A 13,913-nucleotide genomic window follows, 5' to 3' on the forward strand; every position below is an offset into this window, starting at 1 on the left:
GCACCCATTCCGGCGGACGGTTCTCGGGCCCCTGAGTTCCACACGCATCGCTCACCTACAGATTCCCGATGAGCGAGGCGCTGACACCGCGGGACCGCCACATCATGCCGTTAACTAGCGGAACTAGATCAAGCGTGCCGTGGAACAGCGATATACCTCGACTCGAGCGTAACCATTTCTCCCCCGTGGTAACGATTCGGCCGTCGAACCCGACGTCCTTCAAGACACATGGCCTGTCGGGGGGCCTGTCCGTCCACTTGTCGGTTATGAATGGGGAACGGGACATGGCTCTTCGGGAGTTCTTCGCGCGCCATCGAATGGCTTCGGCCATCGTGGCGCCCGCGTCGCTGGGGGTGGTGGCGATCGTCACTGCCTCGGTGGCGATGACATCGACGCACGAAACCGTCGATACACGCCTGCGGGCATCGGTTACCGAATGCCACGACATGGTGACCATTTCAGTCGCCGGTCGTCGGGATACACCGGATGCCGCCACCACGAAGTTGCTGGTCGGGGCCAACGGTGAAGAGTTGCCCGCCGCGCTGTCCGGTGATTACAGCAGCCAATGGGTCGATCCGGTCGTCAACGCACCGGCCGACAATGTCGATCCCGGCTCATATGCCGCTGTCTACATCGCGTACCCGGCGAATATGGACAGCTACGAGGATGCCGTCAACGCGGGCGTCGCGAATACCGAACAGGTGATGCGCGAAATCGCACAGGCCTGCCCGGACACCAAGTTCTCGATCGTGGGCTACAGCGAGGGCGCCGATGTGGTACGCCGCGTCGCCATGACGGTCGGACATCAGACCGCCGATCAAGATGGTGGCTATGGCATCGTGGATCCAGCCGATGTCGTCGGTGTCGTCATCCTCGCCGATGCCGGACGTTCGGCGGGTGACGGTCCGTTCCCGGGCGCCAAGGATCCGTACAGCAATCCCGACGGCTTCGACCAGAAGTATCAGAACGGCACGAAAACCGCGTCCGGCCAGGGCGCACTACCCGGTACCAGCGGTGACTTCGGTGCGCTGAACGGCAAGATCGCCTCGTTCTGCTCCGATGGCGATCTCACGTGCTCGGCGCCGCAGAACATTTCACTGCTGCAATTGGCGGTGAATGTGGGGCGGCAGTTGAATGTCGACGCGCTCGAACGCGACGGGCTCACCCCCGCGACCGGGCAGGATGTTGCCGTTGTCCTCGGCCGGATCGCGTTGGCGGCGTTCGCGGATATCCAGTCACAGCCGAACTGGATGCAAAGCGATGAGACGTTTCTCCAAGTGCTGCTGAGGGTTTCGGATCCGGAATACAAGCCGGGGCAGACGCCGACGACTCCGACCAAGGCCGAGTCGATCTCGACCAATGAGATGTCGCCGTTGGCCTATCTGCCGCAGAAGGTGTTCAACGAGATCATCGGTCTCATCGTGACGAACCAGAACACCATCCCGGTGATTCTGAGTGACCCCTACCAGCAGACGCTCGGCCCCAATGCGAGCGGTCACCACTTCGACTACTGGCGCGACGCCGACCCGAACAACGGTAAGCCGCTGACATCCGCCGAGTACGCCGCCGCCTGGCTCACCCATCTGGCCCAACAGGCACAGGCGGGTCAGCCGGTCGACACGACCGCCAAGCCGGAGTCGGCCGATCTCGCCGCCGCCTACCAGGCAGCGACCTCGACGACCAAGACGCCCGAACCGAGCAAGACCACGACCGCGGCTCCGACGACCACCACCGCCGCCCCGGCGAAGACGGAGGTCAGCGGCCAGCCGACGACCACTGCGCCGCCCACGACAACCGCGCCGCCGATGAGCACACCGGCGGTAACTACACCACCGGCTTCGACCACCACAACCACTCAGCCCCCGAAGCCGACCACCACCGAACCAACCACCACGACAGCGCCACCGGCGACACCGACCACAACCAAGTCGACTCAGCCCTGACCCGGCGCCATCGCGGCTGGCGCACGCAGGCCCGCACGGCTGGCGCCGTCGCGGGCCTGCGCCTACATCCTTTGTAGGACACAGGTGCGGAATCGCTCCACATGTCGGCCGCGGTTTCAGCGGTTGAGACGTCTAGACGCCTCGACCGAACAACCGCTCGGTCTCATACCAGCGGCCCCAGGCGATGAAAACGAACAGCACCAGCAGGATAAGCGGGGTGTAGATCGGCCAGTAGCCGTCGACGACGAAGGCATTGGTGTAGGCCGCGCCGATCATTGTGAGGCTCAGGCCGATCGCGGCCAGTCCCGACAGGCGCGGGATGACCAGGCCGATCGCACCGGCCAACTCGACGGCGCCGACGAAGTAGCGGAACCAGTCGCCAACGCCGATCAAGTCGAAGCCTTCGACAGCGCTGGACTCGCCGAGGAGCTTCGGCGCAGCGGAGGCGAATGCGAAGAACGCGGCGAGCAGGCCTTGCAGCACCCACAGGGTGATATCGAGGGAACGACCGGGCCCCGCGCCGACCTCAGCGGTGTTCTCAGCGGTCATGGTTCGAGTCCTTCCAAGCACGTGTATCGGATGTTGCACCCATACAGACGAGACCCGATCACCGAATTCATCGGGCCTTCAGCCATCCCGTGATGGGATGTATTCGTATAGGCTCCGATTCGATCGGAAGCGAGCAGGCGAGATGGTGAAGCGATGACGCAGCGCGGGTGGGTGCTGTTCCTGGCGATGGGTGTCATCTGGGGTGTGCCCTACGCAATGATCCGGATAGCGGTCGAGGATTTCGACCCGATCGTGGTGGCATTCGGCCGGACCTTCCTCGGCGCGCTGATCCTGCTGCCGATCGCGCTCTACACCAAAGCCCTCGCACCGGTGTTCCGGCGTTGGCGTCCGCTGCTGCTGTACACCCTGGTCGAGATCACCGGACCGTGGTTTCTGATCGGGTACGCCGAGACCACGCTGAACAGTTCGACGGTCGGGCTGCTGATCGCCGCCGTTCCGCTGATCGCCGTGGTCATCGTGACCAAACTCGGCCACGATCGCTTCGATGCCCGCCGCACCATCGGCCTGATCATCGGATTCGCGGGTGTGGCGGCACTGGTCGGCTTCGATATCGACCTGACCCAGCCCGCCGCTATCGGCGCCATCGGGTTGACCACCATCGGTTACGCCGTCGGCCCGATCATCATCAATCGCGCACTGGCCGATCTGCCGCCGCTCGGCGTGGTCGCTGGATCACTGGTTCTCGCGGCGGTGATCTACACACCGTTCGCCGCGCTCCGCTGGCCGACACATTTCACCGCCGACGCGTCGTGGTCGGTGCTCGGACTGGCTGTAATCTGCACGGCCGCAGCATTCCTGGTGTTCTTCGCGCTGATCAGCGAGGTCGGCCCGGCCCGCGCCACGGTCATCACCTACATAAATCCCGCGGTGGCGATCCTGCTCGGCGTGACCCTGCTGGACGAGCCGCTGACCATCGGCATGGGCATCGGCTTCCCGCTGGTCATTCTCGGCTCGATCCTCGGCACAGTCCGCGCTCGCACCGCCGAGAAACCGGCGGCGGCGCCCGTCACCCAGTCCTGAGCGCGCTCAGTCTGCGGCGGCGCTGAAGGACAGACCGGCGCCGCCGATAATTTTCAGCAGCACCGCACGCAGCCGATCCACCTCGGCCGCTCCGATGATCGCGTCGAGGTGCGCATCGAATCGCTCGACCACATCCCGCCCTGCCTCGACCACGGACCAGCCCAGCGCCGTGAGGCGAACCAGCCGCGCCCGTCGATCGGTTGGATCGGGCGTCACCTCGACATAGCCGCGCGAATCCAGGTGCCGCACGAGCTCACCCATCGCCTGCTTGGTCATGCCCGCGCGTCCGGCGAGATCGATCAGTCGCGTGCCTTGGGGATCGATGACCTGGAATACCGGCGCATGCGCGGCCCGCAGATCGGTGAATCCGGCCGCCGCTAGGCCCGCGTCCAGTTCGGCCGCAAGCGTTCGCGCCGCGGCGCCTAGCAGATTCCCGAGCGGCGGCGGCCGATCAGCCAATGGATTAGTCAGGCTCTTGACCATTCCGGAGCTCCTTCGTACCTTTAGTCAGGAACCTTACTACTTTTGGATGGTGCACATGACTAGACAGGTTGTGGTCGGACTAGCAGCGCTGGCCTTGATGATCGAACTCGGCTGGCTGGCCTTCGCGGACGGATCGGTCGGGGCGATCACCGCGGTGGTGCTCGCGAGCGTCGCGGTGCTCACGGTGACCGCTGGCCGGTCCGTGGTCGTCAATACGACGGTGCGAATCCTGCTGGGCGCGTTGTTCGCTGGTTCGGTCGCGGACCGATTCGGCCTGCTCGGTGCATCGGGCGCGGACGGTGTCTCCTGGGGCGACTACTCCGCGTTCACCGACTACACCCGCACGCTCACACCACAGGCCTTGGATTGGTCGGTGCCGGCCCTCGCCGTCATCGCGACCGCATCGGAAACCCTGCTGGCCATCGGCTTGATCCTCGGCGTCGCCGCGAAACTCACCGCACGCGCCGCCACCGCGGTATTGATCGTCTTCGCGGCGGCCATGTCGACATCGGTCGGCTTCGACGAAATATGTTCGTACGGCGTCCTTGTCGTGACGGGCGGCGCCGCGCTTCTCGGCATCTGCGATACCGCCCTGAACCTCGACAAACTGTTGCGCCGCATGCCTGTCACGGGCTTCGCAATGAAATCCAGCGTCGCGGCGCGACTCGATGAGCGGTGACGGAGGGCATGATGTCCGAGTGACAACGAACAGTCGAACCGATCCCGCGGATGTGGCGCACACCCGTGCCGCCTACGACGATATCGCCATCCGCTATGCCGAATTCGTCAAGGATCACCTCGCAACCCAGCCATTCGACCGCGCCATGCTCGGCACATTCGCGGAACTGGTGCGGGCCGGCGGTCGGGTGGCCGATCTCGGCTGTGGTGAGGGTCGAATGACCGCACACCTGGCCGGGCTCGGGCTCGATATCTTCGGGATCGACTTGTCTCCCCAACTGCTCGAATTGGCGCGAGCACAGTATCCGACACTCGAATTCGACGAGGGCTCCATCGAGCACCTCGATATCGGTGACGCCGCTCTCGCGGGAATTCTCGTGTGGTACTCGATCATCCATCTGCCGCCCGAACGAATGCCCGCTGTGTTGGCAGAGTTTCATCGGGTACTCGAGTCAGGAGGGCACGCACTGCTCGCGTTCTTCCAGGCACCGGAGGTCCAGGATGTGGAACCGTTCGACCACAAGGTGATAACCGCGTACCGATGGTCAGCGGATCGGCTCGCCACGCTGGCCGAACAGGCCGGTTTCACACCGACCGCCCGGTTGATCCGAGAACCGGATCCCGGTGAGCGCGGCCGCCAGGCCTACCTGCTCCTGGTCAAGGATCGCTGATTCGGCGAACGCGAATCCGCACCTTTCAGTAAGGTTGGGGACAGCACAGGGGACATGGCTGTGCGAACCCTTATCGACATCGTGGTCGTTTTCCTTTCACCAAAGACCTCAGCACCACACCGTCGTCAGGGGGCGACAGACCATGGAGCTCATTTCTCCGATCGATGCCGTATTCCTGCTCGCCGAATCCCGCGAGCACCCGATGCATGTCGGTTCGCTACAACTATTCGAGGCGCCGGAAGACGCCGGGCCCGATTTCGCTCGGCTGACCCATGAGAAGTTGTTGGCGGACAACGAATTCCACCCCACCTTCCGCAGGCGCCCGGCAACCTGGCTCGGCGCGCCCCAGCTGGCGTGGACCCAGGCCGAGGAGGTAGAACTCGCCTATCACCTGCGCCGATCGGCGCTGCCGAGTCCGGGTAACTTCGATCAACTGCTAGCACTGGCCTCCCACCTGCACGGCGCTCTACTCGATCGCCACCGCCCGCTGTGGGAGATCCACTTGGTGGAAGGGCTGAACGACGGCCGCTTCGCGTTGTACTCGAAGATGCATCACGCGCTGATCGATGGCGTCACCGCGCAGCGAGTGCTGCAGCGAACGCTCACCAACGATCCGACCGCGACCGAAACGCGCGTGCCGTGGAACCTGCCCCGTTCGCCTCGCAAGAGCGAACCGTCGGGCTCGCTGCTCGGCGGGCTCGCACGAAATCTCCGGTCGGCGGTCAATTCCGGGCCCGCCGCGCTGCGGGTGGCACGGGCGGCACTGGTGCAGCAGCAGTTGACGATGCCGTTCGAGGCACCGCGCTCGATGTTCAATGTGCCGATCGGCGGCGCGCGGCGGTGCGCGGTCCGGTCCTGGCCGCTGGAACGCGTCAAGCAGGTCAAGAAGGCCACCGGCACGACCGTCAACGATGTGGTGCTGGCGATGTCGGCCGGTGCGTTGCGCGCATATCTGATCGAACAGCATGCCCTGCCCGACAAGCCGTTGATCGCCATGGTTCCGGTGTCGCTGCGGGACGATGAGGACGAGGTCGGTGGCGTCAAGGTCGGCGCGATCCTGTGCAATCTCGGCACCGATATCGCCGATCCGATCGAACGGTTGCGTGTGGTGAGCGAATCGATGCGCCGCAGCAAAGAGGTCTACAACTCGCTCTCCCCCATCCAGACTATGGCGCTATCCGGATTGATGCTCAGCCCGCTCGCCCTGACTCTGCTGCCTGGCATGCTGTCGTTCACGAACCCGCCGTTCAATATCGTCATCTCGAATGTGCCGGGCCCGAAGGAACCGCAGTACTGGAACGGGGCCCGTCTGGACGCCTCGTACCCGATGTCGATTCCGTTCGACGGCCAAGCCGTAAACATCACCCTCACCACCAATGTGGACAGTCTGGACTTCGGGCTCGTCGGCTGCCGCCGTAGTGTGCCGCGACTGCACAGCCTGCTCGACCACCTGGAGAATTCGCTGGCCGAACTGGAGCAAGCGGCCTCCTGAACCGTCGAATCGCCTACGTCGCCAGTAAATAAGGCTGAAGCTGGCGACCATGACTCTTTACGACCACACCGGACGGACGTATACGCGGACCCGGCAACCGGATCCGCGTTTCGCCGCAGTTGTCGATGACGCGGTGCGTGGCATGGAATCGATCGCCGATGTCGGAGCGGGCAGCGGATCCTATGAACCGACGGGCACCGTGATCGCGGTCGAGCCGAGCCAGGTGATGATCGCCCAACGCCCACCGACTGCCGCACCAGCGGTCAAGGCGGTCGCCGAGCAGCTGCCGATCCGCACAGACGCGGTCGATGCCGCCTTGGCCGTCCTGACCGTGCACCACTGGACCGACCTCGATCGCGGCATCGCCGAACTGAAACGGATCGCCCGCCGCCGGATCATCATCCTGACCTGGGACCACACCGTCTTCCGCGAATTCTGGCTGGTCCGTGACTATCTGCCCGCCGCGGCCGAAACCGATGCGCGCTTGGCGGTCGCACTCCCGCGCCTGACCGCCCTACTCGGCGAAGTATCGATCACGTCGATCCCGATCCCACACGATTGCGTAGACGGGTTCGGCGGCGCTTACTGGCGGCGACCCGAGGCGTACCTGGACGAAACCGTGCGCGCGGGCATGTCGATGCTTGCGCTGACCCCGGCCGCGCTACTGCAGGACGGACTGAACCGGCTCCACGACGATCTCACCACCGATAGGTGGGCCAGGCGTAATGCCGAGCTACTCGGGAAATCCCACCTCGACCTGGGCTACCGGCTCCTCACCGCGGAACTCTGATTCAGTCGAGGAGAACAGCTACCCCGAGAAAACTAGAACGTGTTACATTCGAAGTCAGGCGTCCGCGCCTGTCGACGAAGCTACCGCCGCGTCATGGCGATATCTGCGACAGTCGGCCGAATCGGCAGCGCGGGCCGGTGACCAAATATGCAACCCGTTCCAGCACTCGTCAGCCGTTGCGATCCGGCTGCTGAGCAAGTAGGGAGACCAGCACGCCATGCGTACCGAAATCTGCGACCGGCTGGGGATCGAATTCCCCATCTTCGCCTTCACCCATTGCCGCGATGTGGCGGCCGCGGTCAGCAATGCCGGCGGACTCGGCGTGCTCGGTGCGGTGGGCTTCACCGCCGAGGAATTGGAGGTCGAACTGGCCTGGCTGGACGACCATGTACACGGCGTGTACGGCGTCGACCTCGTCATCCCGTCGAAGTACGAGGGCAAGGGGATCGATGATCTGACCCCCGAACAGCTGGAAGCCAAACTGGCGGAACTGGTTCCGCAGAGGCACCGCGACTTCGCGGAGAAACTCCTCAACGAGCACAATGTCCCGCGTCTGCCCGACGGTGAACACCACAATCAGCTGCTCGGCTGGACCGCGACCACCGTCGCGCCGCAGATCGAGGTGATCCTGCGCCATCCCAAGGCCAAGCTGGTCGCCAATGCCCTCGGCACTCCGCCGCCGGATGTGGTCGAGCAGATCCAGGGTTCGGGACGGCTCATCGGGGCGCTGTGCGGTTCGGTGAAGCATGCGCTCAACCACAAGCGCGCCGGTCTGGATTTCGTTGTCTGCCAGGGCACCGAGGGCGGCGGGCACTGCGGTGAGATCTCCTCGATGGTGCTGTGGCCGCAGGTGGTCGACGCCATCGGCGATATGCCGCTGCTGGCCGCCGGCGGTATCGGCAACGGTCGCCAGGTCGCCGCGGCCATGGCGATGGGTGCGGCGGGTGCGTGGACCGGCTCGCTGTGGCTGACTGTCGAGGAGGCGAATGTGCCGCCCGCGCAGATGCAGACCTATATCGAAGCCTCCAGCCACGACACCGTGCGCTCGCGGTCCTGGACCGGTAAGCCGTGCCGCATGCTGAAGAACGACTGGACCGAGGCCTGGGAGGCGCCGGAGAACCCGGATCCGCTGCCCATGCCGCTGCAGATGATGGTGGCCTTGGACGGCGTCAAGCGCGGGCACCGCTATCCCGAAGCCGCCAAGGATGTGAACTTCAATCCGGTCGGTCAGGTCGTCGGCATGATGAACAAGGTGGAGCGTTCCGCCGATGTGATCGCCCGGCTGATCAATGAGTACGTGGAGGCATGCGACCGCCTGAACAAGCTCAATAGCGCGCTGTAGCAAACTCTTCGACGCCGCCTCGACCGACCTGTTGGGGCGGCGTCGTCGTACTCCCGTGGCTGGGTAGCCGTCCGGCGGCGCACGCGGTATACAAGTGATTCGCACTGCTGCAGTGCGAGCGCTCGCGTCAGTTTCGGGAGGTAGGCATGTATCCCTGCACCAACCCTCGGTGCGGAAGTCGCGGACATAATGAGCCGGAGTGTCCGAATCTGATGCATGCCGATCTGCCGCAACGGCGAAATCTGGTGGTGCTGGCTGTACTTGCCGTCACGATCGTCAGCTCGCTCGTGCTCGCCGCCTTCGCCGCGGCACCGCATTGATATCGACCTAGGTCACTGAGAAGTCGTAACGCACACCGGTCAACTGCTCGCTGAGCTCCCACAGTTTGCGCGCGGTCGCGCGACGATAGGCAAGCGGATTGCGCAGCGCCCGCCGCGGATATCCGGCGAACTCGAAACCCGGTCCCACATAGGAGTTTCCGCGTACCGCCGGAACCGTGGCGGCATACAGCTGCGGCAGTGCGCCCATGCGGTCGGACTGGGCCAGCGCGAACAGGATCGCCTGCGGGATCGCCGCCAAGATACCGTTCACACCCTTCTCACCGTCGCGGTCGTAGAGATGGGTCGCCGACACTCCGGGATGCGCGGCCACCGCACGCAGGTCGGATCCGGCCGCGCGGGCGCGGCGCTCGAGTTCCGCGGTGAACAGCAGATTCGCCAATTTGGACTGGCTGTAGGCGGGCCAGCGCAGATAGAACCGCTGCCAATTCGGGTCGAGCCAGTTGATCACGCCGACCCACGCGGCCACCGACGATACGGTCACCACCCGGGGCTGTTCGGCGCGTAAGAGAGCGGGCAGTACGCCGCCGGTGAATGCGAAGTGCCCGAGATGATTTGTGCCGAACTGGGCGTCGAACCCATCGGCCGTTCGTGAGCGCGGCACCGCCATCACACCCGCATTATTGATCAGCAGATCGATCCGCCCGACGGTGTCGTTGATCTGCTCGGCGGCGCGTCCGACCGAGGCGAGATCGGCCAGATCCAGCTGCAGCACTTCAGGTTTCGGCCCGATTGACACTGCCGTTACCGCATCCAGTGCGGTCGCGGCCTTCTGCGGATTTCGGCAGGCCAGCAGCACATGCGCGCCCTTGCTCGCCAATGCCTCGGCGGTGCGCAGGCCGAGGCCGCTATTGGCGCCGGTGACCACGGCTGTCTTTCCGGATTGGTCCGCGATATCCGCAATGGTCCAGCGGCGCGGCAGGATTGGTACCGATGTCACAGAGAACTCCTGGTTGATCTAGACCGCTTCGTCGTCGCGTGCAGCCGGGCAGCCATCGCTCGACCAACTCGACGAACGGACCTTCCATCGAGCTGCGCGCAGACCCCGACGATGCCACCGAAGACCCGGCCTAGCATGGCCAGCTCTGGGAGCTCCGTCGGGCTTCATGCTCGACTCGGCCACGATCAGCGCCTGCCCGAGCTGCATGGCGCTGGCCTCGAGTTCGCCGCGAACACCCCATCGGCGGCCTGGTCGAGGACAAAAATCCCGAGCCGTCCCAGACAGAGATTCAAATGCGACGATCTTGCCGGACAGCGGCAACCGTACGCCTCTCGGACGGCGTTGAGCGGCACGGACCAATTGATGACTCAGACAGTGAATTCGGAAGGATCGAGCAGGATCAGGCGGTCGCCGCTTGCTCCGCATCCTCTTGGTCCTCGGCCCCGACGTCGAGCAATTCCTCGAATCGGGCGATCACCTTGTTGTGATACAGCCCGAACAGATCCTCGAACAGCGCCAGCTGGGCGTCGGACGGGCCGGAACCGGAATCCCACACCGCGACCAGCGCACGCCATACCAATACATGCAGATCGGCCGCGCCCGCGAAGAAGGCCTCGACGGCCTCGGGCACCTCGAGCACCATCTCGCCGATGGAATTCATGATCGCGCGCTGCATGCTCAGCCCGAGTGCGGTGAGCAACCGGCGGACCAGACCGATCTCGATGGCGAGGATCTGCTGGAAGTCGGGGACCTCCTGTCGGGCAAGCGATTCCAGTTGATCGATCGCGGCCTTGAGTTCGGCCGGATCGATCTCCTGTTCGCTGCTGGTGTAGGCGAGCAGCGCCTCCATGACGATGCCGCGCTCCACCTCGATGATGTCGTGGAACATCTCGACGGCCACATCCGGCATCGGAACCGAGAACCTGAACAGGTGCCGATACACATCGAGACCGCCCGCCTCACGGACATCGCGGATCGTGAACCCCTTACCGCGTCGCGCCTCGACGAATCCGTACGATTCCAACCGACCGAGGGTCAACTGCGCGGTCGCGCGGTTCATATCGAACTCCTCCGCGACCTGACGGACCGACGGCATCAAATCCCCCGGCTGATATTCCCCCGCGGCAACCCGGCGTGCCAGCTCATCGGCAACGTCGGCGACTACCGTTTGGGATCCCATCGAGATGCCACCTTTCGACTCGGTTCCGAATACGTCCCAGACAGTCTATGCTCTCTTGTGCGAGACTGCACCTGTGTAACACTGGTCAGTGTGCGGTGCGAGGTGAGTCATGACAATTCAGCGTGGCGACGGTCGATCGGCCGAGAGTTCGACAACTAGACATGCACGCATTTTCGCGATGAGGTCGAACGGTAAACCTCCAGTTCGTACGGCAGTTCGCAATGCGAAATTGGCGGCGCTGCCGGTCGCCTTCGCCGGCCGTCAGGCCGCAGGTGTGGGTAAGCGCGCACTCGGCCGACCGGCCGCCGAGGTCAATCGTGAAATCCAAATGCGCACCGCACAGCACATCTTCGAGGTGTTCGGCGAACTGAAAGGCTGTGCCGCGAAACTCGGTCAGCTGCTTGCCATTTACGAACTCGCACTGCCGCCGGAACTCGCCGAGCCATACAAAGTCGCGCTGAGCCGGTTGCAGGATTCCGCGCCGACGATGCTGCCGCGTTCGGTGCACGCGGCGATGGCCGCCAGCATGGGGGAGGACTGGCGTTGGCATTTCCGGGAATTCGACGATCGGCGCGCGGCCGCGGCCTCGCTCGGCCAAGTGCATCGCGCGGTATGGCGTGACGGTACGCCCGTCGCGGTGAAGATCATGTATCCCGGCGGTAAGCAGGCGGTCGCGAACGACTTGGATCAGCTGCGCCGGATCTCCATGCTGGCAACGGTTTTCGTGCCCGGTGCGGATGTCAAGGGGGTGACCGAGGCGGTCTGCGCCTGTGTGCTCGACGAACTCGACTATGCGGCCGAGGCGCAATCCCAGCGGATCTTCGCGGCGGCCTATGCCGACGATCCGGATTTCTATATTCCGCGGGTGATCGAACAACGCGGCGACGTGCTCGTCACCGAATGGCTGGACGGTACGCCGCTGCCGCGCGTCATCGCCTCCGGTACGCGCGCCGAGCGGGATCGGGTCGGTATGCAGCTGGTGCGGTTCATGGCATCGAGTTGGATCCGCAGCGGTCTGCTCTACGGCGACCCGCATCCGGGCAATTTCCGGGTGCTGCCGGATGGGCGACTCGGCGTCGTGGACTTCGGAGCCTGCACACCGTGGCCGACCGAGGGTTTCGAGGAATTCGCCTTCGACTACTGCGATGCGCTGTTCAACGGCGGGCCTGCCGAATTGGAGGCGGCGGTACGACGGCACGGTTTCTGCGAACCGGGCCGGGTACTCGATGCCGAGGATCTGTTCCATGTGGTCGCGCCGTGCGTCGAACCTTTCCGGCACGCGAACTACCGGTTCACCATGCGCTGGCTGCGCAAACAGGTACTGCGGGTGACGAATCCGCGGTTGACGAATGCCCTGCGTCAAGGCACTATGCCCGCGCGCTTCACGCCGTTCGCGCGATCGATGCTCACGCTGATCGGTGCGATCGGTCAGTTGGAGACCGAAGGTTCGTTCCGCGACGAAGTCGGGCGGTGGCATCCGACGTTGCACGAGTTGGTGACTCGCCCCGCGGAGCAGGACGCAGTGCCGGTCGATCTAGCGGTGGCTCGGCGCAAGCGGGCCGAAGCGGATGCGCGGCGCATGTCTGTGGGCTGAGCCCAACCGCGCTGACCTGCCCCGACGCCGCCGAGACACCAACCCGAGACATTGCGTCTCAGACAGAGCGATTCGCGCGCCGAACTTCCCGCCACCGACGATTCCGACTTCTCGGCGATGGGTGGATACCGATCATCGCGGCCCTCGATCGGCTCATCGCCGCCAGGCTCACGGCCACGCGCCCGGATTGGTCAGCGTGCCAACCACTCTCGCCAGTGCGGCCGGATGAGGGCGGCCAATTCGTCGTAACCGCCCGCGCCGGGATGCGCGCCGTCGCCCGCGCGCACCTCGCGCATCCATACCGCGCTGTCGCGCAGCGGTCGATGGACGCGCACGTACGGGACCGCTGCGGCAGCACAGATCTCGGCGAAATGTTCGTCGAGCGCGGCGGTCCGGGCGTTGTGGTCGATGTCATCGATGGGCGGCGGCGCGACGACCAGGACCGGCAGCTCGGCGGCCTGTGTGAGCAGCTCGGACAGGTTGGCCGCCGATTGTTCGGGAGCCACTCGGGGCTGTCCGTCGATGATGGTGGTGTCGTTGACGCCGAACGAGACAACCAGGCGGGCATCGCAGCCGTCGGGAAATCGTGGGGCGCATTCGGTCTGCCAGCGGCCGAGGATCTCGGTCGAAGTCTGCATCCGCACACCCAGGTTGTAGGTGGTGAGCGGCTGGCCATTCGCGTAGGTCTGGGCGGCCAGGCGACCGACCCACCCGAGGCACTGCGCGTCGCCGACACCCGCGACGAAAGAATCACCGATGCAGCACACGCGAAGGTCGTTCCACATCCGGCGATCTTCGCAACTGCTCGCCGCGGAGCAGGGCCCGGCTACCGCCGCACGGACTCCGGTCGTGCCCGTTAGGATCGCTGTGGT

At 64.8% G+C, this 13,913-nt stretch carries 13 protein-coding genes; 8 read left to right on the forward strand and 5 right to left on the reverse strand.

Going from position 1 to position 13,913, the window contains the following annotated elements:
- Positions 1–284: 284 nt before the first annotated feature.
- Positions 285–1,943: a cutinase family protein gene (locus AB0J47_RS22195; RefSeq protein ID WP_364348830.1), complete on the forward strand. Its 1,659-nt coding sequence runs from the start codon at positions 285–287 to the stop codon at positions 1,941–1,943.
- A gap of 132 nt (positions 1,944–2,075) precedes the next feature.
- Here AB0J47_RS22195 and AB0J47_RS22200 read toward each other — a convergent pair whose 3' ends face one another.
- The gene (locus AB0J47_RS22200; protein WP_364348833.1) at positions 2,076–2,492 is read right to left on the reverse strand and encodes a DoxX family protein; all 417 of its coding nucleotides are present in this window, start codon (positions 2,490–2,492) and stop codon (positions 2,076–2,078) included.
- Positions 2,493–2,645: 153 nt separating this feature from the next.
- Here AB0J47_RS22200 and AB0J47_RS22205 point away from each other — a divergent pair, with 153 nt between their 5' ends.
- A complete protein-coding gene (locus tag AB0J47_RS22205; RefSeq protein WP_364348836.1) occupies positions 2,646–3,533 on the forward strand; it encodes a DMT family transporter in 888 nt (295 codons plus the stop codon).
- A gap of 6 nt (positions 3,534–3,539) precedes the next feature.
- Here the strand turns inward: AB0J47_RS22205 and AB0J47_RS22210 are convergent, their stop codons facing one another.
- Positions 3,540–4,016: a MarR family winged helix-turn-helix transcriptional regulator gene (locus AB0J47_RS22210; RefSeq protein WP_364348839.1), complete on the reverse strand. Its 477-nt coding sequence runs from the start codon at positions 4,014–4,016 to the stop codon at positions 3,540–3,542.
- A gap of 55 nt (positions 4,017–4,071) precedes the next feature.
- Between AB0J47_RS22210 and AB0J47_RS22215 the strand changes: the two genes are divergently transcribed.
- The 5 genes from AB0J47_RS22215 to AB0J47_RS22235 all read left to right on the forward strand — a co-directional run bounded on the left by AB0J47_RS22215 (position 4,072) and on the right by AB0J47_RS22235 (position 8,989).
- Positions 4,072–4,695, forward strand: coding sequence for a hypothetical protein (locus AB0J47_RS22215; RefSeq protein ID WP_364348842.1), 624 nt, complete (start codon positions 4,072–4,074; stop codon positions 4,693–4,695).
- Positions 4,696–4,714: 19 nt separating this feature from the next.
- Positions 4,715–5,365: a methyltransferase domain-containing protein gene (locus AB0J47_RS22220; RefSeq protein WP_364348845.1), complete on the forward strand. Its 651-nt coding sequence runs from the start codon at positions 4,715–4,717 to the stop codon at positions 5,363–5,365.
- Positions 5,366–5,507: 142 nt separating this feature from the next.
- Positions 5,508–6,857, forward strand: a complete 1,350-nt coding sequence (locus AB0J47_RS22225; protein ID WP_364348848.1) for a wax ester/triacylglycerol synthase family O-acyltransferase — start codon at positions 5,508–5,510, stop codon at positions 6,855–6,857.
- Between the two features lie 49 nt (positions 6,858–6,906).
- Complete coding sequence (locus AB0J47_RS22230; RefSeq protein ID WP_364348851.1) at positions 6,907–7,647, forward strand: methyltransferase domain-containing protein; 741 nt, start codon at positions 6,907–6,909, stop codon at positions 7,645–7,647.
- Between the two features lie 217 nt (positions 7,648–7,864).
- The gene (locus AB0J47_RS22235; protein WP_364348854.1) at positions 7,865–8,989 is read left to right on the forward strand and encodes a nitronate monooxygenase family protein; all 1,125 of its coding nucleotides are present in this window, start codon (positions 7,865–7,867) and stop codon (positions 8,987–8,989) included.
- 327 nt (positions 8,990–9,316) lie between these two features.
- Here AB0J47_RS22235 and AB0J47_RS22240 read toward each other — a convergent pair whose 3' ends face one another.
- Both AB0J47_RS22240 and AB0J47_RS22245 read right to left on the reverse strand, forming a co-directional pair.
- A complete protein-coding gene (locus tag AB0J47_RS22240; RefSeq protein WP_364348857.1) occupies positions 9,317–10,267 on the reverse strand; it encodes an oxidoreductase in 951 nt (316 codons plus the stop codon).
- Positions 10,268–10,667: 400 nt separating this feature from the next.
- On the reverse strand, positions 10,668–11,447 hold the full coding sequence (locus tag AB0J47_RS22245; protein ID WP_364348860.1) for a GntR family transcriptional regulator: 780 nt from the start codon (positions 11,445–11,447) through the stop codon (positions 10,668–10,670).
- Positions 11,448–11,676: 229 nt separating this feature from the next.
- On the opposite strand from AB0J47_RS22245, the gene AB0J47_RS22250 reads away from it, so the two are divergent.
- Positions 11,677–13,041, forward strand: coding sequence for an AarF/ABC1/UbiB kinase family protein (locus tag AB0J47_RS22250; protein ID WP_364348863.1), 1,365 nt, complete (start codon positions 11,677–11,679; stop codon positions 13,039–13,041).
- A gap of 191 nt (positions 13,042–13,232) precedes the next feature.
- Here AB0J47_RS22250 and AB0J47_RS22255 read toward each other — a convergent pair whose 3' ends face one another.
- Positions 13,233–13,826 carry a GDSL-type esterase/lipase family protein gene (locus AB0J47_RS22255; protein ID WP_364348866.1) on the reverse strand — a complete coding sequence of 198 codons (594 nt, stop codon included), beginning with the start codon at positions 13,824–13,826 and terminating at the stop codon, positions 13,233–13,235.
- Positions 13,827–13,913: the final 87 nt, after the last annotated feature.

It is taken from the genome of Nocardia sp. NPDC049737 (assembly GCF_040674755.1).
Classification (GTDB): domain Bacteria; phylum Actinomycetota; class Actinomycetes; order Mycobacteriales; family Mycobacteriaceae; genus Nocardia.

Excerpts from the sequence above, each read along its gene's own strand:
- AB0J47_RS22200 (WP_364348833.1), bottom strand. The coding sequence starts at position 2,492 with ATGACCGCTGAGAACACCGCTGAGGTCGGCGCGGGGCCCGGTCGTTCC.
- AB0J47_RS22245 (WP_364348860.1), bottom strand. The coding sequence starts at position 11,447 with ATGGGATCCCAAACGGTAGTCGCCGACGTTGCCGATGAGCTGGCACGC.
- AB0J47_RS22195 (WP_364348830.1), top strand. The coding sequence starts at position 285 with ATGGCTCTTCGGGAGTTCTTCGCGCGCCATCGAATGGCTTCGGCCATC.
- AB0J47_RS22255 (WP_364348866.1), bottom strand. The coding sequence starts at position 13,826 with ATGTGGAACGACCTTCGCGTGTGCTGCATCGGTGATTCTTTCGTCGCG.
- AB0J47_RS22235 (WP_364348854.1), top strand. The coding sequence starts at position 7,865 with ATGCGTACCGAAATCTGCGACCGGCTGGGGATCGAATTCCCCATCTTC.
- AB0J47_RS22205 (WP_364348836.1), top strand. The coding sequence starts at position 2,646 with ATGACGCAGCGCGGGTGGGTGCTGTTCCTGGCGATGGGTGTCATCTGG.
- AB0J47_RS22230 (WP_364348851.1), top strand. The coding sequence starts at position 6,907 with ATGACTCTTTACGACCACACCGGACGGACGTATACGCGGACCCGGCAA.
- AB0J47_RS22210 (WP_364348839.1), bottom strand. The coding sequence starts at position 4,016 with ATGGTCAAGAGCCTGACTAATCCATTGGCTGATCGGCCGCCGCCGCTC.
- AB0J47_RS22225 (WP_364348848.1), top strand. The coding sequence starts at position 5,508 with ATGGAGCTCATTTCTCCGATCGATGCCGTATTCCTGCTCGCCGAATCC.
- AB0J47_RS22215 (WP_364348842.1), top strand. The coding sequence starts at position 4,072 with ATGACTAGACAGGTTGTGGTCGGACTAGCAGCGCTGGCCTTGATGATC.